The organism is Gilvimarinus chinensis DSM 19667, from assembly GCF_000377745.1.
GTDB lineage: Bacteria > Pseudomonadota > Gammaproteobacteria > Pseudomonadales > Cellvibrionaceae > Gilvimarinus > Gilvimarinus chinensis.
The window spans coordinates 67,585-87,962 of the sequence record NZ_KB898706.1 but is presented as its reverse complement, the minus strand read 5'-3'; the positions used below and the strand labels follow the sequence as shown (position 1 = coordinate 87,962).

24 protein-coding genes are annotated in these 20,378 nt (G+C 50.6%); 12 read left to right on the top strand and 12 right to left on the bottom strand.

Going from position 1 to position 20,378, the window contains the following annotated elements; translation table 11 throughout:
- The first annotated feature begins 161 nt into the window (after positions 1-161).
- The 10 genes from D568_RS18735 (at position 162) to D568_RS0100450 (ending at position 8,586) form a co-directional block, all read left to right on the top strand.
- On the top strand, positions 162-773 hold the full coding sequence (locus tag D568_RS18735; RefSeq protein WP_020207587.1) for a chorismate--pyruvate lyase family protein: 612 nt from the start codon (positions 162-164) through the stop codon (positions 771-773).
- Positions 754-1,626, top strand: a complete 873-nt coding sequence (gene ubiA / locus D568_RS0100490; protein WP_020207586.1) for a 4-hydroxybenzoate octaprenyltransferase — start codon at positions 754-756, stop codon at positions 1,624-1,626. The genes D568_RS18735 and ubiA overlap by 20 nt, the downstream gene beginning before the upstream one ends.
- Before the next feature lie 182 nt (positions 1,627-1,808).
- Positions 1,809-2,504: a phosphate regulon transcriptional regulator PhoB gene (phoB, locus tag D568_RS0100485; RefSeq protein ID WP_020207585.1), complete on the top strand. Its 696-nt coding sequence runs from the start codon at positions 1,809-1,811 to the stop codon at positions 2,502-2,504.
- Positions 2,505-2,557: 53 nt separating this feature from the next.
- Positions 2,558-3,862 (top strand): phosphate regulon sensor histidine kinase PhoR, encoded by a 1,305-nt coding sequence (phoR, locus tag D568_RS0100480; protein WP_020207584.1) that lies wholly within the window; start codon positions 2,558-2,560, stop codon positions 3,860-3,862.
- Between the two features lie 48 nt (positions 3,863-3,910).
- Positions 3,911-4,906: a cellulase family glycosylhydrolase gene (locus tag D568_RS18730; RefSeq protein ID WP_020207583.1), complete on the top strand. Its 996-nt coding sequence runs from the start codon at positions 3,911-3,913 to the stop codon at positions 4,904-4,906.
- Between the two features lie 42 nt (positions 4,907-4,948).
- On the top strand, positions 4,949-5,227 hold the full coding sequence (locus D568_RS0100470) for a hypothetical protein (protein ID WP_020207582.1): 279 nt from the start codon (positions 4,949-4,951) through the stop codon (positions 5,225-5,227).
- A 21-nt stretch (positions 5,228-5,248) separates the two neighbouring features.
- Positions 5,249-5,683, top strand: a complete 435-nt coding sequence (locus D568_RS0100465; RefSeq protein WP_020207581.1) for a hypothetical protein — start codon at positions 5,249-5,251, stop codon at positions 5,681-5,683.
- Between the two features lie 18 nt (positions 5,684-5,701).
- Entirely contained in the window at positions 5,702-7,519 is a 1,818-nt protein-coding gene (locus D568_RS0100460; RefSeq protein WP_020207580.1) for a DUF885 domain-containing protein, read from the top strand.
- Between the two features lie 62 nt (positions 7,520-7,581).
- Complete coding sequence (locus tag D568_RS0100455; RefSeq protein WP_157497585.1) at positions 7,582-8,022, top strand: hypothetical protein; 441 nt, start codon at positions 7,582-7,584, stop codon at positions 8,020-8,022.
- 99 nt (positions 8,023-8,121) lie between these two features.
- Positions 8,122-8,586, top strand: coding sequence for a DUF2147 domain-containing protein (locus tag D568_RS0100450; protein WP_020207578.1), 465 nt, complete (start codon positions 8,122-8,124; stop codon positions 8,584-8,586).
- 6 nt (positions 8,587-8,592) lie between these two features.
- On the opposite strand, the gene D568_RS0100445 is transcribed toward D568_RS0100450, so the two are convergent.
- From D568_RS0100445 to D568_RS0100405, 9 genes are read right to left on the bottom strand one after another with little or no spacing between them, the layout of a single operon-like run.
- Complete coding sequence (locus tag D568_RS0100445) at positions 8,593-9,384, bottom strand: MipA/OmpV family protein (RefSeq protein ID WP_020207577.1); 792 nt, start codon at positions 9,382-9,384, stop codon at positions 8,593-8,595.
- Between the two features lie 2 nt (positions 9,385-9,386).
- On the bottom strand, positions 9,387-10,262 hold the full coding sequence (gene hslO / locus D568_RS0100440; RefSeq protein ID WP_020207576.1) for an Hsp33 family molecular chaperone HslO: 876 nt from the start codon (positions 10,260-10,262) through the stop codon (positions 9,387-9,389).
- Complete coding sequence (locus D568_RS0100435; RefSeq protein ID WP_020207575.1) at positions 10,263-10,697, bottom strand: DUF4124 domain-containing protein; 435 nt, start codon at positions 10,695-10,697, stop codon at positions 10,263-10,265. It lies immediately after the preceding gene.
- A 39-nt stretch (positions 10,698-10,736) separates the two neighbouring features.
- Positions 10,737-11,129, bottom strand: a complete 393-nt coding sequence (locus D568_RS0100430) for an RNA-binding S4 domain-containing protein (protein ID WP_020207574.1) — start codon at positions 11,127-11,129, stop codon at positions 10,737-10,739.
- Complete coding sequence (gene yrfG / locus D568_RS0100425) at positions 11,129-11,791, bottom strand: GMP/IMP nucleotidase (RefSeq protein ID WP_020207573.1); 663 nt, start codon at positions 11,789-11,791, stop codon at positions 11,129-11,131. The genes D568_RS0100430 and yrfG overlap by 1 nt, the downstream gene beginning before the upstream one ends.
- A gap of 39 nt (positions 11,792-11,830) precedes the next feature.
- On the bottom strand, positions 11,831-12,904 hold the full coding sequence (locus D568_RS0100420) for an efflux RND transporter periplasmic adaptor subunit (RefSeq protein WP_020207572.1): 1,074 nt from the start codon (positions 12,902-12,904) through the stop codon (positions 11,831-11,833).
- A 16-nt stretch (positions 12,905-12,920) separates the two neighbouring features.
- Positions 12,921-14,186 carry an ABC transporter permease gene (locus D568_RS0100415; RefSeq protein ID WP_020207571.1) on the bottom strand — a complete coding sequence of 422 codons (1,266 nt, stop codon included), beginning with the start codon at positions 14,184-14,186 and terminating at the stop codon, positions 12,921-12,923.
- Positions 14,186-15,424 (bottom strand): ABC transporter permease, encoded by a 1,239-nt coding sequence (locus D568_RS0100410; protein ID WP_020207570.1) that lies wholly within the window; start codon positions 15,422-15,424, stop codon positions 14,186-14,188. Before D568_RS0100410 ends, D568_RS0100415 begins: the two co-directional genes overlap by 1 nt.
- Entirely contained in the window at positions 15,421-16,113 is a 693-nt protein-coding gene (locus D568_RS0100405; protein WP_020207569.1) for an ABC transporter ATP-binding protein, read from the bottom strand. The genes D568_RS0100410 and D568_RS0100405 overlap by 4 nt, the downstream gene beginning before the upstream one ends.
- Before the next feature lie 130 nt (positions 16,114-16,243).
- Between D568_RS0100405 and nudE the strand changes: the two genes are divergently transcribed.
- Both nudE and D568_RS0100395 read left to right on the top strand, forming a co-directional pair.
- Entirely contained in the window at positions 16,244-16,789 is a 546-nt protein-coding gene (gene nudE / locus D568_RS0100400; RefSeq protein ID WP_020207568.1) for an ADP compounds hydrolase NudE, read from the top strand.
- Positions 16,790-16,912: 123 nt separating this feature from the next.
- Complete coding sequence (locus D568_RS0100395; protein WP_020207567.1) at positions 16,913-17,146, top strand: hypothetical protein; 234 nt, start codon at positions 16,913-16,915, stop codon at positions 17,144-17,146.
- Positions 17,147-17,184: 38 nt separating this feature from the next.
- Here the strand turns inward: D568_RS0100395 and D568_RS0100390 are convergent, their stop codons facing one another.
- The 3 genes from D568_RS0100390 to moaA are packed head-to-tail and all read right to left on the bottom strand — an operon-like array spanning position 17,185 to position 19,932.
- Positions 17,185-18,393, bottom strand: a complete 1,209-nt coding sequence (locus tag D568_RS0100390) for a molybdopterin molybdotransferase MoeA (protein WP_020207566.1) — start codon at positions 18,391-18,393, stop codon at positions 17,185-17,187.
- Positions 18,390-18,893 carry a molybdenum cofactor biosynthesis protein B gene (moaB, locus tag D568_RS0100385; protein ID WP_020207565.1) on the bottom strand — a complete coding sequence of 168 codons (504 nt, stop codon included), beginning with the start codon at positions 18,891-18,893 and terminating at the stop codon, positions 18,390-18,392. The genes D568_RS0100390 and moaB overlap by 4 nt, the downstream gene beginning before the upstream one ends.
- 37 nt (positions 18,894-18,930) lie before the next feature.
- Positions 18,931-19,932, bottom strand: coding sequence for a GTP 3',8-cyclase MoaA (moaA, locus tag D568_RS0100380; RefSeq protein ID WP_040515948.1), 1,002 nt, complete (start codon positions 19,930-19,932; stop codon positions 18,931-18,933).
- Positions 19,933-20,378: the final 446 nt, after the last annotated feature.

Genomic DNA, 20,378 nt, shown 5'->3' with positions numbered 1-20,378 from the left:
GCAAGACGCGCGGCTTGTATCAATCATATTCATTATCCTTCTGTTGTGTTGCCCCATTAAACCAAGCTCCCGAAAGCGGGTAAAGTCACGTGAGTAAAGTGGGCGTACTCGCCTCTGACTGCTAGAATAGCGCCTCCGCTTTTGGGTACCCCGAGGTTTTTTTGCCACCAGTCACCAGCAAAATTTTCCGCGACTGCCGTTATGCTCGCCAAGGGCTTGGGTTGTGGCAGCCAGTAAAGCGCCCGAACGCTCTGCCACGAGCACTTGAGCCCTGGTTGCTCGACAGCCGCTCACTCACCGCAAAGCTGCGCGATTTTGGAAATGGTCAATTAAACGTAAAAGTGCTGCGACAGGTGTGGGAGCGCCCGCGCTTAAGTGAAGCCCGCGCACTGAAATTGAAAAAGCCCGGCCAAATGTGCCTGATTCGCGAAGTGGTTTTACAAGGGCCGTCACAAATACCCTGGGTTTATGCACGCAGCGTGTTTCCAGCCGTGAGCCTGACCGGTTCGCTAAGGCATTTACGTCATCTGGACAACCGCCCCTTAGGTGGCTACCTTTTTAGCCACCCAAATTTGGGACGCTCGCCCATCAGTATCGCCACCATTCCAGAAAACACTGGCGTACCTGCAGCCTTGCAACAACATCAACTGCTGTGGGGGCGACGCTCGGTTTTTAGCCTTTATGGTCGGCACATTCTGGTCAGCGAAGTTTTTTTGCCTCAGTTTGTCCATCAAGTGTCAGGAGATAACTGCCATGCAGAACACCAGCCTTGAGCGGCTGAAGCTCTACGCGCAACTTACACGGCTAAACCGGCCTATCGGCTGGTTATTAGTGTTGTGGCCAACACTGTGGGGCCTCTGGCTTGCCTCTGGCGGCTTTCCCAAGCTGGATTTATTGATTATTTACACTCTGGGCGCCATCACTATGCGCTCGGCGGGCTGCGTGATAAACGATTTCGCCGACCGCAACCTGGACGGACATGTGAAGCGAACCCAGGATCGCCCTTTAGCCACCGGCAAAATAACGCTAAGCGAAGCCTGGGCTGTCTTTGCCGCTCTGGTTTGCATCGCTTTTATTTTGGTTTTACTCACCAACACCCTTACTCTATGGCTCGCTTTTGGGGGACTGGCCCTGGCCTGCACTTACCCCTTTATGAAGCGCTACACCCATTTACCCCAGGTAGTACTGGGCGCGGCCTTTGCCTGGGGCATACCCATGGCCTTCGCCAGTGCGCGCAACACCGTGCCCGCCGAGGCTTGGCTGATTTACTTTACCGTTCTGATCTGGACCGTGGTGTACGACACCTTCTACGCCATGGTAGATCGGGATGACGATGTACGAGTGGGTATAAAATCTACCGCCGTATTGTTTGGTGATCAGGACAGGCTTATTACCGCCACCCTGCAGGCTTTGGTGATTCTTGGCCTGCTGATGATGAAAAGCCGTTTTGAACTTAACGACCTTTATTATTTAGGCGTTGCAACGGCGGCCGGGCTCTTTATCTACCAGCAAAAACTGATTCGTTACCGCCAACGCGGCCCCTGCTTTAAAGCATTTTTAAACAATAACTGGGTTGGCATGGCGGTTTTTACAGGTATTGTGCTGAGCACACTGAATATCAACTGAGACGCACAATCTGTAAAAATGAACGCCGAACTGTCATAAATATGCAACAATTAATACATTAAATACGCTTGCACGGAGGAGCCCCCGGCGGAAAAAACAACCGCATAGCGCTGCGATAGACCAGGTAAGGTTCTTCCTCTTCGAATTTCCGCTACATAAAAGTTGGATCACAGGCAGGCAATATGACAAGTCGCACCATCCTTATCGTTGATGACGAATCCGCCATTCGCGATATGTTACGTATCGCCCTGGAAATGGCTGAATACCGGTGTTTAGAAGCGTCAAACGCGCAGGATGCCCACGGCCTTATCGTCGACGAAAAACCAGATTTAATCCTGCTCGACTGGATGATGCCCGGTACCAGCGGTATTGAGCTGGCACGTCGCTTAAAGCGCGATGAAGTGACGGCAAACATCCCCATCATCATGCTCACCGCCAAAGGCGAAGAAGACAACAAAATTCAAGGGCTGGAAGTCGGTGCGGATGACTACATCACCAAACCTTTTTCGCCACGAGAGTTGGTGGCACGCTTAAAAGCGGTTCTGCGCCGCGCCGATCCGCAATCCTCCGGCCAGCCCATTAAAGTTCAGGGGCTGTGCCTGGACCCTGCCAGCCACCGCGTGACCATCAATGATCGCGAAGTGGATATGGGGCCAACCGAGTTTCGTCTGTTACAGTTTTTTCTTACCCACCAAGAGCGCGCCTACACACGCAGCCAGCTGTTGGATCACGTCTGGGGTGGCAATGTCTACGTTGAGGAGCGCACCGTGGATGTTCACATCCGTCGCCTGCGCAAAGCCTTAACCGTCGACCAACACGAAAACTTAGTGCAAACTGTGCGCGGCACTGGCTACCGCTTTTCAACCAAAGCGGGTTAAGCTCCACCGAACGCCCGGACTGACCGGGCTCCGATTTTCCAATAGGTTCCGCTTTGCTACAGGGATTTCACGCCGAGCTCAAACGTCTGGCCGTTGTACTGGCCATCGCTTTCGTTATCGGCCTTTTGCTCGATCAACTCGCCTGGACTCTGGTGGCCTGCACCTTCTGGTACATAGGCTGGAACCTGTGGCAGATGCTGCGCCTGAATATTTGGCTGCAGGGCAAACGCAAAGCGCAACCGCCCGAGTCAACGGGCTTGTGGGGCGATGTTTTCGACGCAATTTACCACCTGCAACGCCGCCAAAAGCGGGAGAAGAAAAACCTTCAAGCGGTGATTAACCGCGTTCAAGAAACGACCTCGGCGCTAAAAGATGGTGTCATTTTGCTGGATTGGCGCGGCTACCTGGACTGGTGGAACCCCTCCGCTCAGAGACTACTCGGATTTTACAACTCAGACCAGGGTCAGTCGGTAATCAACTTCATTCGTCACCCGCGCTTTGTCGATTACTTTGAGGCAGGTGACTACGCTGAGCCTTTAGATATTCCCTCGCCGCGCTTTCCCGATAAACGCCTGCAATTTCAAATTACCCGCTTTGGTAAAAATGAACGGCTGATTGTGGTGCGTGACATTACCCAGATTTACCACCTTGAGCAGATGCGCAAAGACTTTGTGGCCAACGTCTCCCATGAGCTGCGCACCCCCCTTACCGTTATCAGCGGCTACCTGGAAACCCTTGCCGACAACAATACAGTTCCCACCTGGGACAAGCCCTTAGAGCAAATGCAGCAGCAATCCAAACGTATGTCGCTGCTGATTAACGACCTGATTATGCTCTCTAAGCTCGAAACCGCCGACACGGGATTTAACCAAAAAAGCATGCCACTGGAGCCGTTACTGCAAACGGTCAAATCCGAGGCCTGGGTGCTGGCAAGTGAAAAGCAACAGGAGCTCAGTTTCCACTGCGATGAGCCCATCAGCATCGTCGGCAACGAAAAAGAGCTGCACAGTGCTTTTTCCAATCTAGTCATCAACGCGGTTAAGTACACCCCGGAGAAAGGCAAAATCGCTATGCGCTTATGGCGCAGTGGGCCCAGCGTGTATTTCTCGGTCACGGATAACGGCATGGGCTTTGAAACCAAGCACATACCTCATTTAACCGAGCGTTTTTACCGCGTGGACGCCAGCCGTAACAGCAAAACCGGGGGCACAGGCTTAGGCCTGGCCATTGTTAAGCACGTTCTACTGCGCCACGACGCCGAACTGCAAATTAACAGCGAAGTGGGTAAAGGCAGTGTGTTTACCTGTGTGTTCCCCACCAACGACGGCCGCACCGGTCTGCGCCCAGCGGACAAGTAGCCCTTCAGAGGTTACACTAGAGACTCAACCGGTTATTTTGAGTGCTCTATGCTGACACGCTTACTCCCGCTTACCGCCGTATTATTAAGCCTGCTAGGTAACCACACCTGGGCTGCCACAGACTCCACCCCCGGCTTTTATGTAAAAGGCCGACACCTGTACGATGCGTGCGACGCCCGCATAGTGCTTATGGGGCCCAACCGCATGGTCTATTGGCTGGATCGCACGGGCCTGTCCAGCTTCAGTGAAATAGCGAAAACCCAATCCAATGCCGTGCGCATCGTATGGAGCGTAGAGGGCAAGCCCACCGAGCTCGACACCGTTCTTAAAAATGCGCGTCGCTTTGAGCTGGTACCGATTATCGAGCTGCACGACGCCACTGGTGACTGGAGCAAACTGAAACTTCTGGTGGACTACTGGACTCGCCCTGATATTGCCGCGGTGATCGCCAGGCACGAGGCTTACACCATCGTCAATATCGGCAATGAGGTAGGTGATAAGGTCGCTCTTGACGACTACATTGCCGGGTACAGTAAAGCCATAAAACGTCTTCGTGAAGCGGGTTATAAAACCCCGCTGATGATCGACGCCCCCGGCTGGGGTAAAGACATTGATACCCTACAGGTAGCCGGGCCGAAGTTGATTGACGCAGACCCGAAACACAACCTATTGCTCTCAGTGCACATGTGGTGGCCGGCCATGTGGGGCTATAACGACGCCCGCGTGCGTGCCGAAATCATCGAATCAGTAGAAGCTGAACTGCCTTTAATTATTGGCGAGTTCGGCGACCGCTGGGACGACTCTGAAGGTGGCGCTATTCCCTACCGCACCATTATCAAAACGGCACTGGAATACAACATCAGTTTCCTTCCCTGGTCGTGGGGCCCGGGCAACAACCCGCAAAAGCACCTGGATATGACCGAAGACGGCTCGGTTGAAGGCCTGACGGGTTGGGGGCGTGAAATTATGCTGGACGAAAACTACGCTATTGCCAAAAATGCCGTGAAACCCGACTGGGAATGCATTATGAACGGCAGGCAATAACCCATTGTCAAAGGGTGAATCACCCAGTAAACCGAGCGATCTATGACACTACCAGAAAACGAATTAAAACCGGACAAACGCCATAACGTTCTGCGACGCAGTTACGACAAAGTAAAGCGTAAGTACGCCGGAAAAATTCGCCACAAAGCGATTGAACGGGCCAAAACGCGCATTTACCTACACGGGCGTAAACCCGAGGATTACGAGCCAGACATTCTCGAATCCATCGTCAAAGAGGAAGAGGACAAAATCATCAGCGAATACAAATCCCGCGGTCTGGTCGCACTGGTAGCGGCGCTGGGAATCAGTTTGTTTCCTTAAATCTATAGCAGCAACTCACTTATGTTCAGATTTTTTGCCAAATCGGCCATAGCTACCCTTATTTGGAAACGTTACCACCGGGTCATTCTCGCCACCCTTGCGCTACTATTAGGGTACTTCCTGATTTCCATGATTCACGGCGATTACGTGGACTATGCTCAAGGCGCGCAAGACACAAAATTACTCTGGCTGTCCTACATCGCAAAATGGACAGGGTTAATCGTTATTACGGCGTTGTATTACTTTTACCTCAAGTTAGTATTGGCCCCCAAAGAAGTAAAAGCGCCTCAAGCGAATACATCCCGTCAAAAACATCCCCACAAGCAAAAGCAACACAACGGGCCCACCCCATCCATTGAGCCAGAGCACGACCCTTTTGCGAACATACGCCAGAAAGAAAAATTAAAAAGCCGAGGCGATATCGCTTTGGACTCTCATCGCAACACAAACTCTTAACCCAACGAACCGCCACCTATGCGCCTTTCTCTGATACTTGCAGTCAGCCTTTTATTCTCTTTTTTTACCGTCAGCACACTAGCTGTCACGGAAGAAGCTTCCGAGAATGCAGACGCCGAGTTACTCTTCAAACATATTTTTGAAGAGCAGGTATCACTCAGTCCCATGTATCAAGCCCAGCTAGGGCGAAAGACACACTATGGCGAGTGGGATGATATCAGCCCTGCAGCGGACGAATTGTGGCAGCGCCTAGCCGAAGACCAACTACAACGCTTGACGCAGTTGGATACACGTTTATTGAGCCAAGAAAACCAGTTAAATGTTGTTTTGCTCAGCCGCGACTTAGAACAACAGCTTAATCATTTTCCATGGCGTGATCACAACTACCCTGTTAACCAAATGTTTGGCCTCCACGCGGGTGTCGTCTCTTTTTTAATTAACACCCATCAAATTGACAGCACCGCCGATGCCCTTGCCTATATTCAAAGGTTACAAGGTATACAACCGCTGTTTGAACAATTAAGAGCCAACTTAAACCGCCGTGCCAGCAAAGGAATTCTTGCACCTGAGTTTGTGTACCCTTATGTGATTGCCGATAGCGAGAACATTCTCCAAGGCGCTCCGTTCACCAGCTCTGGCGTCAGCCCGCTTTGGAGCGACATTTCCAGCAAGGTTAAGCAACTAAACATCGATAAAAAACAGCAGGAAAAACTCCTGCAAAGTGCCCGCCACGCGCTCTTAAACAATGTCCAACCTGCCTACCAACAATTAATCAAAACGTTACAAAAGCTTCACAGGGTGTCCGATCAAAACAACGGCGTTTGGAGTCTCCCCGATGGTGAGCAATTTTATGCCGATAAACTTCAGGCAATAACCACCACGACTTTGACCGCACAACAAATCCATCAACTTGGTTTGAGCGAAGTCTCACGTATACATGGAGAAATGCGCGCACTGTTGCAGCAAATGGATTTTACCGGCTCGCTTCAGCAATTTTTCTTGGAATTAAAAGAAAACAATCAGCACTATTACCCGGATACGCAAACAGGCAGAAGCGACTATCTGACCGATACTCGAGCGATTATTACAGCCATGGAAAAAAGGCTACCGGAACTCTTTGGTCATTTACCCAGAGCGGGTTTGCAGGTTAAAGCTGTCGAAGCTTTTCGGGAGCAATCAGCGGGAAAAGCTTTTTACCAGCCTCCCGCAGAGGATGGCTCACGACCTGGAATCTACTATATCAATCTGCATGACTTAAGTGCCATGCCTAAGTATCAAATGGAGGCACTGGCTTACCATGAAGCCCTGCCTGGTCATCATATGCAAATTGCTATTGCCCAGGAATTAAAAGCCCTTCCTGAGTTTCGCCGCCATGGACACTATACCGCCTACATTGAGGGCTGGGGTTTATACGCAGAGCTGATCCCCAAAGAACTAGGTTTTTACTCAGACCCTTATTCAGATTTCGGTCGCCTTAGCTTCGAGCTTTGGCGCTCCATCCGACTTGTAGTCGACACAGGAATTCACCGCTACCGCTGGAGCCGAGAACAGGCTATAGCGTATTTTACTGACAATTCACCCATGACCCACGCCGACGCTACCCGTGAAGTAGAACGCTATTTTGTAATGCCCGGCCAAGCAACAGCGTATAAAGTGGGTATGGAGAAAATTCTGTCACTCCGCTCCCAGGCTGAGCAGGCACTGGGTTCGGACTTTGAGCTGAAAGAGTTTCATGACGTTGTTTTAGAAGGTGGAGCACTGCCTCTGGATGTACTGCAAATGCGTGTCCAACAGTGGATACAATCAAAAATTCAGTTACAGCCCTCTATCAATTGATACAGTAACCACTGAGAGTGATAACATTAGCCACCTTCATATCAACCAGGTAAGAACAAGCTATGCAGTTATTTTCCAAGTTTCTCTTAATCGGCAGTTTGGTCACTATGTGCACATCGGCAACCGCTGGCCCAAGAGAATTAGGAGCGGATTACCGAAGATTAGAATCCAATTATGCAATGCTCACTTTTATCCGGGAAAAGTGCCCGGAGTTTGAATACCCAGAAATGGTAAAAAAACCCAAAGTAGAGCAAGAAATGCAAAACAAAATCGGCATTGAGTCTTATATTCAATTTATGACTCAAATGAATAAATCCGATTTGAGACAAAACGCTAAAGACACTATCGAGAAACTGTTTGCTAACATTGAGGGTTGCCACGACCCCAAATTGACTCAGGCCGTTGAACGTATTGCCGTGGTTCACGCTCAAGCATACGAGCGATTTCATGCCGAACCGGCTCTGATAAAACCAAAAGATGTGCCCGTACCTATGCGTCGCTAGGCTTCGCCTGGCGGCTCTTCGCTTTACCACTCCTCCATTACCCTAACTGGCATCCAGCAGGATCGAGCGCTATAGTTACTCCTCAATGGAGGACTTGCGATGAATTCTACGATTCGGTTAATCCGTGCTTTTATTTTACTCAGCGGCCTGCTCAGCTGGTCAAATCAATTGCATGCAGCTCCAATTGAAGGGCGCTGGGTTACTATCGACGATTCTGACGGCAGCAAGAAGAGTATTGTGGTATTGCTGGTTAATGATCAGGGGCAGTTAGAAGGCAAGATTGAGTCTTTGCTGCAACCTGAAAGCCGCGGCAAGGTGTGCAAGAAATGCCCAGGGGAATTCAATAACAAACCCATAGAAGGAATGACGTTTATGTGGGGCTTAAATCAGGAAGGCCCTGGAGAATGGTCCGAGGGGAAAATCCTCGACCCAAAATCGGGCAAAGTCTACAAAGCCAAGGCGTCCTTAGCCGAAGACAATAACACTCTCACGGTACGTGGTTTTATCGGTATTTCGCTGTTTGGCCGCAGCCAAACTTGGCTTCGGGCTGACGACGCCCTGTAAGGGCGTTTATAAAAACACCCAACTGATGGCGAAGCCGCCGGATACATTGTGTTCCGTCTCTACCAGCGGGCTGTCATCAAAGTTCACCCCCTGAATATTTGAATAGCGAATATAAAAGGCGTACCAGTAATCGGAAAACCGACGGCTCAGCGCCCCCTGCAGGTTAAAGCCGTTGTAACCACTGGAAGCATTGTATTCCGGTCGATCGGGCAAAGCGTACTTTGGTGCCACAGAATAGTAATAATCGTGGTATTTACCACTGGCAAACACGGGGCCTGCCCTAAGGGTCGATTTCCACCCGCCTTTAAAGCTGCCTCGGTGTACCACTGACGGGGCACTGACCAATCCGATATAGTCTGGCGAGCCGTCACCTAAAGCGACTACAGCCCTGACGGGCAAGGTAAGGGAAAGCCCCTGTGAAAAATCCTCGCCACTTAAATTCACATTAACGGCGGGCCCCAGCTCAAGCGTAGAGGTAAGCTCGGGCATGCCTTCACGCAATGCGTTTTTATCACTGTCCGGGGTCACTGAAACTGCCATACTCGCGGTAAACTCATAGGCATTGGTTCGCAGAAAGTCGCCGCGTACACCGTCACGATCTGTGCGTATTACTGGCCCTCGGTACACCACATAAGGAATGGGTGCCACATAGTCACGATAGCTTTTTGAACCTTTATAGTCCGGCGCGTAAATACCACCAACACCTATGCCCAACTCCCAGCGTTTTTCTGCTGTCTCTTCGGTGGACTGCGCCAATGCAGGGATCAAGCATAACGCTAAAATATAAAATCGCTTCATAATCAGTGTAAGGTAGATTGGCCAAATAAGGCACGTACTGCGGCGGCATCGAATCGATAAACTTGATTACAAAACTGACAATCAATAGTGATCACGCCTTTCTCCACCAGCAACTGCTCGACCTCATCCCGCCCCAAAGACTGCAATGCTTCGACGCTGCGCTCCTCGGAGCAACTGCAGTGAAATTTTAGCGCCGCCGGACTGAATAACCGGACGGGCTGTTCGTTGAATAAACGATATAACAGCTGATCGTGGCCAATGCCCAATAACTCATCCGCTGTCACCGTGTCGGCAAGGGCGATGGCTGTCTCCCACTGCTCACGGTTAACATCTTCGCTGCTGGCCACCTGCAACGGCAGCGCTTGAATTAACAAGCCGCCGCACGCCCGCTCATTCGCCGCCAACCAAAAACGTGTTGCCAGCTGCTCAGACTGTTTAAAATAATGCTCAAGACAGCCCGCCAGAGTATCTGCTTCAAGAGGGACAATGCCCTGATAGCGCTCGCCGATTGCCGGATCGAGCGTTATAACCAACACGCCATTACTCAACAGTTCAGGCAAGCTAATAAAGCTTTCTGGCATAGGTTGGCCAGGCTGTGGGCGCACGATGGCACGAACATCGTTATGATGACTGCACTCTGCCATTATCAGCGAAATCGCCCCCTCACCCCGTGCCTGCAAAGTGATAACACCGTCGAACTTAAGCGTGCTGGATAACAACGAAACCGCTGCCAAAAACTCCCCTAACAGTTCGCGTACCGCAGTCGGATAAGGATTGTTATCCAAAACCTGCTGATAGCTTTGCTCAAGAGTGACAATTTCGCCGCGAATATCGCATTGATCAAAAATAAACCGGTGTAGTAAATCGTTAGACTTCATTCAGGAACAGTGCTCTTTTACGTAAGTTTCCATTTTTGCCTGACGCTCTTGGCGTTCGCGCTCGGAAACGTGAACCATTTTGCCATCTTTATCAATAAACTGAACTCGTCCACTGACTTTTCGTAAATACTCCCTTGCCTCTCGGCAATGCGCCTCTTTGCGCTCAGCCAGCTCCTGTTCACGACCGTTATGCTGCTGTACAGGAGCGGTGTTTTCATTGGGAAACACCTGGCGCATCGCCTCTTCTGCGGCTTTACTATCCTGAATATTCACGGCCTTAATTTTTTCTTCGCTTACCTCCGCCCCCTGCGTTTGCGCGGCGTCCGGTTTGCGATCACTGAAGTGCACCTTGCCATCAGCATCCGTCCAGCGGTACAGCTCTGCCTGGGCCGTGAGGGTCCATGCACACGTCAGCAACATCACGTAAAGTTTCATTCTTGTCTCCTTGGCCAGTAAGCCTTACGTCCCCATTGGTTAGGGGGTTTCATCCATATCGCGCTTAAATCTGTGAATTTGCCGACGCTGCTTTTTGTTGGGCCGGTGCTCGCTGACAATAAAAGACCCTAAACCTGCTTTGCGCTCGGCCGCGCGCTGCTCTCGTAACGCAATACTTTGCTCCGTCTCACGATACAACTTTTGCGCCTCAGGAGCACCGCGTCGCTGGTCGGATAACACCAGAACCTCGACGGTTTTATCGTCCCACCCCTGGCGAATGGTCAGGCTCACACCGGTCGTAATTTCACGACTGGGTTTTATACGCTGACCGTCAGCGGTGATTTTACCACCCTCTATAGCCTGTTTTGCGATACTGCGGGTTTTGAAAAATCGCGCGGCCCACAGCCACTTATCAATACGAACTTTTTCCACTAGCGGCTCTCTTGCGTGGGCATGATTTCATCAAAGTGCTCAATGGCTGGATAACCGCTCACGCGGCGTTCAATTCGGCTATCCGGCTGGTGAATTGCCAATAAGTGCGCGATGCCATAGTCACGCGCCGAATCCAACACCCGTAAAGTATCATCGACAAATAAAGTACGTGCCGGATCGAAAGGCTCTCTGGCCGCCAGGCCATGCCAAAATTCTTGCGCCTCTTTGGGGTGACTAAACTCGTGAGACGAGACAATCAAATCAAAGTGTTTATCGATTTGCGTCACCTCAAACTTCAGGGTCATCACCTTCGGGTGGGCGTTGGTTACCAACATGACCTTTTTGTTCATTGCCCGCAGCCAGGCTAAAAAGTTAACCACATGGGGCCGAACACTGATTTTATGCTTCACCTCTTCTTTCAATGCGCGGATATCTAATGCCAGGGTATCAGACCAGAAGTCCAGGCAGTACCACTGCAAGCTACCCTCGTAGGAGGCAATCTGACTCGCCAGCTCATCGCGCACCAAGGCAAAGTCACGCCCATGTATTTCCGCATAGCGTTGCGGCAGATACTCTACCCAAAAGTAGTTATCGAAATGCAAATCCAGCAGCGTGCCATCCATATCAAGCATGACGGTATCTATCGACTGCCAGTTAACCATAGTTCACCTCTAACCGGGCGCCCCGGTCCATTGCCTAGATTACAAGCGCTTGATTTTATCACTTTCACTCAGGCCAGACACAATCTCGATATTAATACCATCGGAAAGCCCTGTTTCCACCTCTTGCCTACGAAACTGCTGCGGCGCTGTTTGTACTTCTACATAGCGCTTATCGTCTTCGATAATCAGGTTTCCCTCATTGATAGCGAGTACATTGTCGCGCCTGGCAAGAACGATATCCGCATTGGCACTGTAGTTAGCACGCAAAAACAAGTGCTCCTGCAGATCAATAGCCGCGCGAATTTCAAATTTTATGGTCCCCTGGTCCTCGACGCCTTTGGGCGAAATGTACTCAAGCTCCGCACTAAACGGCTCACCTTCAAGAGCTCCAACGTCCAGCAGTAATTCCATGCCTTCGCTAATTTTTCCCACCTCAGCCTCGTCCACCATGCCTTCAAAAATCATATCTTGCATATCGGCTAATGTGGCAATCGCCGTACCCGCCCCATAAGTACTGGACTCAACAATAAACGCACCCTCTTTATGAGGCACGTCGAGAATCATGCCATCACTGGTGGCGTGAATAACATTTGATACTAAGTCCGACTTTTTCGTTGCGCCTTCACGAATCAGCAATAAATTATTCTCGGCCGAGTTGACCGCCTGCTGCTTCAGCTCAAAGTCCAATAAAAAACGATTGTATTCAGATTCAGAAATGAGCTTTTTCTGCATTAAGTTCTTTTGCCGCTCCAGTTCCTGGCGCGCGTTGTTCAGACTAATTCTAGCGCTTTCCAGTTGCGACTCAGCATTGTTAATCACCACCATACTGGGCGCGAGTGATATTTTGGCTATGACATCGCCTTTTTTTACGGTCTGCCCCGCCGTCACGAACAAAGCATCCACAACACCTGACACCTGTGAGGTAACATTCACCTCTTTACGGGGCACCACCTTACCGGTGGCGACAGTTTTTTGGATAATGGTGGTCACGAAAGGCGCATCCACCTCAAAAACCTCTGGCTGCTCCTGCGACTTTTTATACAAAAAAACAGCCGTACCGATAAACACCAGCAAGACGATGAAGCCAAGCACAATTAAAAAGAATTTTTTCATAATTATCGTCCAGTTATTATTCATCCTGTAGTGCAACAATCGGGTTTACCCGAGCGGCTTTTGTCGCGGGTAATAACGCTGCCAGCAAGCCTGAAATGATCAAAATAAACACGGCCAACATCGCTGTATTAAAATCTACCGAGGGGTTAAGGAACATATCGGAGCCACCAGACATTTCAATAGCAGCTGAGACTCCCTCAAGAATAACAACCCCGATGACTAAGCCCAGATAACCCGACACAGCGGTAATCAGAACAGACTCCTGAATAATCATCGTGACAATCGAAGCAGGGGTGGCACCCAATGCCTTACGTACGCCAATTTCACGGGTGCGCTCCTTCACCACAATCAGCATGATATTACCGACACCTATCGCCCCCGCCATGATCGTACCCACAGCGACCAACCAACTGAAAAATCCGATCCCCAGAAACAGCCCCTGAATTTTGTCGAACTCTTTTTGCAGATTAAAACTTCCCAACACTCCCGCATCGTCAGGATGCACTTTTTTCCGCTCTTTCAAAAACGCGAGTACCTCTTGCTCAGCTTGCGACGCATGTACGCCGTCAGCGGGCAGTATGGTTAAACTGCCTATCCAGCCCACCTGATTAAACGCATGTCGTAGAGTGTTATTGGGGATGTAAATTTTTTCCTCTTCCTGTGTTGTATTTCCCTTGGACAAGGACTTAAAGGTTCCCACTACCTGAAAGCTAATACCATTTATGGTGATGTATTCACCCAATACCTTGTCACTTTCAGCAAACAACTGCTGTTTTACCCGAGCACCAATGACGGCAACCTTACGTTTTTCCTGTGTATCAATTTTGTTTAGGTAACGGCCGGAAGTGACTTCCAGCGAGTGCATAAGAGCCATTCCCTCATGCGACCCCTGAACAAAGAAGGTGCCATTTTTATCTTCGTATACGGTGTAAGGCGGCGTTCCCCCCCAGATACCAATACTGTTTTGACCGCGAACAAAACCCACGCTGGCTACATTTTTTTCTACGGCGTTGACATCCTCGGGCAATAACCTGATACGCCGACCAATACCGTGGCCTTTATACGGCATTTGCGTTTCACTGGCCGACCAGATAAACACACCGTTAGGAACCTGCGGAAAGCCCGCCATCACACCATTTTCCAAGCCCTTTGCTGCCCCCAGTAAAACAGAGAGCATAAAGATTCCCCAAAAAACGCCAAAAGCCGTCAGGGTGGTGCGCAGTTTATGCTGCCCCAATGTGGTAAAAATCTCTCGCCACTTATCAACATCCACCAAGGTCATTATTCTGCTCTCATCGCTTCAACAGGCGGTATACGAGCAGCCCGAATAGCGGGCATCAACCCGGCCAGAGCGCCAACCATAATCAGTAACACAAGAGCGGTAACGGCTGCCGAAAAATTCACTTCGGGGCGTTTAAAAAATTCCATTTGCGCACCGCTCACCTGTAAGCCGTATGCCATTAGCTCTACCAGCCCCACGCCCATGACCAAACCTGCGTAACCAGCAATGCCGGTTACCAAAATAGATTCAAGCAGCAGCGTACTGACAATGGAAAAAGGGGTAGCCCCCAGCGCTTTGCGGATACCAATTTCGCGGGTGCGCTCTTTTACGGTAATAATCATAATATTGCTGATGCCCACAATACCGGCCGTTAACGTACCCAAGCCCACGAACCAGATAAAACCATTAATGGCAACAAACAACCCCTTGACCATTTTTGCAGGTTCAGCGAAGTTAAAAGTTTGAATGGCCCGCTTGTCTTCAGGCGCAACATTGTGGCGCTTCTTTAATAGATCAACGACTTGCTCTTCCAACGCAAAGCCATCGACACCGGCCTTAGGGCGAGCCCATATCACGTGCACTTGGTTGCCCCGGCCGAAGGTTTTGGTAAAAGTACTGTAAGGAACAAATACTCGCTCAGAGTCCCGACCGTTATTATTTCGATCATGGAAAACACCAATAACGGTCAGATTAATATTATTCACCTGAATCATCTTTCCTTCAGGGTTTACGCCTGAGCCGAACAAGCGATCTCGCACGCTGGTGCCAATTACGGCAACCTTGCGGGTTTCAGCATCGTCCAAGTAGTTAATGGTGCGCCCGGAAGGGAAAGGAATCTGATCGCGGATTTTGAAATACGTATCATCAATTCCGTAAAGATCGAAAAATCCGGTTTTATTGCCGAATGTCACCGTACCCTGCCCCATAGAGTTGGCACCGGTGATAAATCTAAGCCCTTCTACCTGCTGGCGTAACGCAATGATGTCATCTTCGGTGTAGCCAATGCGCCGCCCCAACCCTTGCCCCTGATACGCCACCGAGGTGGTGCCACTCCAAATAATAATGGTGTCGAGCGCATTGTCGGCAAAGCTATCCATCACCCCGTTTTGCATACCGCGGCCCGCGCCCAGCAGTAAAATCAGCATGAATATACCCCAGAAGACCCCGAAGGCTGTCAACGCGGTGCGCAGCTTGTTACGCCGCAGGGTATAGAGTATTTCCTGTAAGCCATCAATCACGCCAGCGCTCCGGCGGTTTGAGTTTCATCGTCCACCACCAAACCATCACGCAGTACGATGCAGCGCTCTGTTTGATCTGCAATGTCTTGCTCGTGGGTGACAATAACGATGGTATTACCCAGCTCATGCACACGTTTCATGATCTGCATCACTTCATCCGTGGTTTTGCTATCGAGGGCCCCTGTCGGCTCATCGGCAAGAATGACTTTCGGTTGCGTCACCAGCGCGCGGGCCATTGCGACCCGTTGCTTCTGGCCACCCGATAGCTGATTTGGCATATGCTCAGCGCGATCCGCCAGCCCCACCATATCCAAATACTCTGCCGCCCGACGGTTGCGCTCACGCCGGCCAACTTTCTGATAATACAAAGGCAGGGCCACGTTCTCTAACGCCGATTTAAACGGCAGCAAATTGAATGACTGAAAGACAAAGCCAATAAACGCATTGCGCAGGTGTGCGGCCTGACGCTCTTTTAAATGGCGGATTTCCTGGCCTGCCAGATAGTAGTGGCCCGTATCGTGAGAATCCAAAACCCCGAGAATATTCAGCAGGGTAGACTTGCCCGAGCCGGAGGACCCCATAATGGAGACTAACTCGCCTTCACGGATATGCATATCGACACCCTTTAGGACATGCAGGTGCTGATCCCCCGTGTGGTAGGACTTGTGAATATTGTCTAAACGGATCATGGCGAGCCTTCCTTTTTGTATGGCGTTGCCTTGTTATTGTCAGTAAGACGCGGCGGATACCAATAAAGTTGCGTCGGCTGCTATGCTACCATGGCGGCTAACCACTCACACAAAACGAAGCCAAGCCCCAATGCCTACCAAGCCCGAGATTCTTAAACGCAATACAGTCGCCAAAAGTCGTCTGTTTCGCGCCGATGAGTTACACCTGAAGTTCAGTAACGGCGAGCAACGTATTTACGAAAAGCTGTGCAGCGGCGGCCCCGGAGCCGTGCTGATGGTGCCTATGCTTGATGACTCAACGGTGTTGATGGTGCGTGAGTACGCTGGCGGCCTGGAGGATTACCATCTGGCGCTACCCAAAGGCGCCATCGATAAAGGCGAGACGCCCGAACAAGCCGCCAACCGCGAACTAAAAGAAGAGGTGGGATACGGCGCGGGCAAGATTCACTGGCTAAAAAGCATTCATCTGTCGCCGGCCTATATGGAACATAAAATCAATGTGCTGCTGATGCGCGACCTCTATGCCGAAAAACTACCGGGCGACGAGCCGGAACCCATTGAGGTTGTACCTTGTAACATTGATGATTTACTGGCTCTGGTTATGCGCGATGAAGTCATCGAAGGGCGAACCATTGCGGCCTTGTTTATGGCCAAGGCGTGGCTGGAGTCTCAATAAGCGCGGGCATATACCACAACGCGAGCACTCGCTATTGGTAAAACGCAAAATAATCTAACGCGCATTCGAGCACCGTGCTAGGCTTTTACTGTCTATCAATAGTGACGATAAAGGGAGATTGTTATGTCACATGCACGTGCCCGCAATATTGCCAGTTTCGGCGTATCAATTAATATTAATCACACAGGCGAACTACGCCAGAAGCTAATTTCCGAAATCACCGGACTCGAACGTCAAGTGCACGAGTTAAAGCTGGCCGGTCAAGCCGTAGATTTCTCGCTAATGGCTTCATACAAAGAATTGATCCACAGCCGAAAACAGTTGCTGAAGCAGCTACCCACCTCGTGGTGCTGGTAAAGCGATACTTGCCCTGCCATCAGCAGCAAGAGCTACCCTCACCACTGAGCAAAGGGGTACACCTGAACACTCTGACCTTTTTTAATCGCTTCCCCGGCAGGCAAGAGCACCAGACAATCGGCCCAGGCAACCGAGGATAAAACACCCGAGCTTTGCTGCCCATATAGCTCAACACCGCCGTCCACTAGCCGGCCCCTGGCATACTCATCGCGCGTACCAGGCTTAGCACGCTCAAAACAAGCTGCACAGCTTACGGCCATCAGCTCTGTTTCCTGCCCGCCCATCATGGCTTTTAAGGCAGGGCGTACCATAAGCTGGAAGGTAACCCAGGCCGATACCGGATTGCCCGGTAAGCCCACAAAGGGTTTATCCTCCACGCGACCAAAGGCAAGAGGCTTTCCGGGCTTCATAGCCACTTTCCAGAGACTGAGCTCGCCCAAAGTTTGCAGCGCCGCTTTCACATGGTCCTCGTCTCCCACCGACACACCACCACAACTGATAATAATATCCGCAAGCTCCGCCGCTTCACGCAAAGCGCTCACCGTCCGATCATAGTTATCCACCACCCGTTGCTGCAGCACCACCCTAGCACCCATTTCACGAACTAAGGCGGCTAACATAGGCTGATTGGAATTGTAAATCTGCCCCACCCCCAGTTCGCATCCAGGCTCCACTAGCTCATCACCGGTTGATATTAACGCCACTTTTAGCGGCTTATAAACACAGGCCTCCACCACCCCTACCGACGCCAAAAGACCTATATGGGCGGGGGTGAGCAGGCTTCCGCGTGCCAGTACAAGATTACCTTTAGCGATGTCCTGCCCCTGAGGGCGTATATTGGCACCAAGCTCCGCTTCGGTATTCAACGTGATATGTTCGCCCTGCTCGCTTCTTACACGTTTAACGTTTTCCTGGATAATCACGCTATCCGCGCCAGGGGGTATTTCAGCACCAGTAAGAATACGCGCTGCGCTACCAGGTTGTAGGGGCTGAGGTGCCGAACCTGCCGCAACTGTTTGACTAACGGGCAGCACAGCGCCCTTTTGACCCTCGGCAAACCTTAATGCATAGCCATCCATGGCGCTGTTAGCAGCAGGTGGGACATTAATCTGCGCTCTCACGTCCTCGGCTAAAACCCTACCAGCCGCTTCATTTAGCCCAACACTTTCACTCTCGCTCAGCTGTCGACTGCGCACAGCGTCAAGCAGTCGCCGCCGGGCGTCATTAACCGCTAATTGACTCTTCATAGCAGCTGGCCAACAAAATTACAGGGTTTGTGACGAGCATCCAGTTGGCTTTCGATAATACTCCAAGCGGTTTTGCAAGCACCGGTCGAGCCCGGCAGGCAAAAGAGCAATGTGCGATTGGCAAGGCCCGCTGTGGCGCGAGACTGGATGGTGGACGTGCCAATTTCTTGGTAGGACACCTGGCGAAACAACTCGCCAAAACCCACGACGGTTTTATCAAACAATGGCGTCATAGCTTCCACCGTAGAATCTCGCCCGGCAAAACCGGTACCGCCGGTAATGAGCACTACTTGCACCTTAGGCGAGGCAATCCACTTAGACACCACCGCACGAATTTGGTAAACATCATCTTTGACTAAATCCCGTTCTACCAAAGTGTGGCCACAGCCAGACAGTAAGTCTTGCAACGCCTGCCCCGATGTGTCCGTGTCGTGAGTCCGGGTATCAGAAACAGTAAGAACAGCGATATTCAAAGCAACAAAGTTATGATTAGCTGACATATAAAATCCAGAAAGCAAAAAGGTCAAACCACCGGGTCTAACCTCCGGTGGTATTCATAAACCGCACAATTTGCGGCTCATCTGTAGTGATATCAAAGGAGTGTTCTTTGGGCTTTAGTGCCATAGACGCCACAATGACCTCTTCCAGCCTTGCTTCATCGTTAGGAAATTCTCGCAGTACAGCGCGTAAATCCGTACTGTACTCTTGCCCTAAGCAAAGCAACAGACGCCCAGTAGCCGTCAACCGCACCCGGTTGCAACTGGCACAGAAATTATTACTGTGAGGCGATATAAATCCGATGCGCGAATCAAACCCTGGGCTCATCCAGTATCTTGCTGGCCCACCACTTGAAGAACTAGAAGGGACTAAAGGAAAGTACGCGCTGATTATTTTCCGCAGTTCAGCACTGGCGATAAATTCAGCCGCCCGCCCGTGGCTATCAATCTTCCCCAGCGGCATCTCCTCAATAAAACTGATGTCCAATCCCTGATCTAAGGCGTAGCGAACCAACGATACCACCTCATCGGCATTGCGGTTTTTCAATGCTACGCAGTTTATTTTTATGCGTTTAAAGCCCGCCTTTTGTGCGGCGACAATACCCTTAAGCACTTTGCGAACGTCACCAAAGCGGGTCAACTCTCGAAATTTATCGGCATTCAAGGTGTCCAGACTGACATTAAGACGATCTAAGCCGGCTTTTTTCAACTCAGCTGCACAGTCCTCAAGCCGAGTGCCATTGGTGGTTAAACACAACTCCTCCAAGTCTGGCAGTTGACGTAACTTCGCCACTAAACCCACCAGCCCTTGCCGGACCAAAGGCTCCCCCCCTGTCAGGCGTAGTTTTCGTACACCGAGACGAGTAAACGCCGCAGCCAAGCGTTCCAGCTCCTCTAGGCTTAACACCTGATTACGCGGAAGAAATGTCATCTCTTCAGCCATGCAATAGACACAACGCAAATCACACCGGTCCGTCACCGACATGCGTAAATAATTGACTGTGCGGCCAAATTTATCGACCAGCATATTCGTAGAAGACATCACCAAACCTATTGAAAAACGAAGGGCGTAACCGTGCCTGATCGCATCAGCTAGCAATATCCAAACCCATCCGAGCCATTGTATACCACGAGCACTAGAGTGCGCAGATACTGCGGCAGACGATTGGAATTAAAAACCAGAGAGCACCAAAATAGACCAAACAAAGGGCAGCACTGGGTAGAAACAATAAATTCGCACCAAAATAACACACATCAAAAAACCTTAAACGACACTATTGTGGTGCTTATTGCGGTGCATAGCGCCCCACTGTAAGGCACCGTAAATTTCTCCTCCGCTGTATTCTCAGAGTCACCCTCAAATGTAACCCCATGTTTTTAAAAACATAATTTCGATTGAAAAATTTATTTCATCGTCTGGCACCCTCTTTGCTCTTACCCATGACAACACAAATCGCTTTTTGAATTTTACGAGCCGAACCATCACGA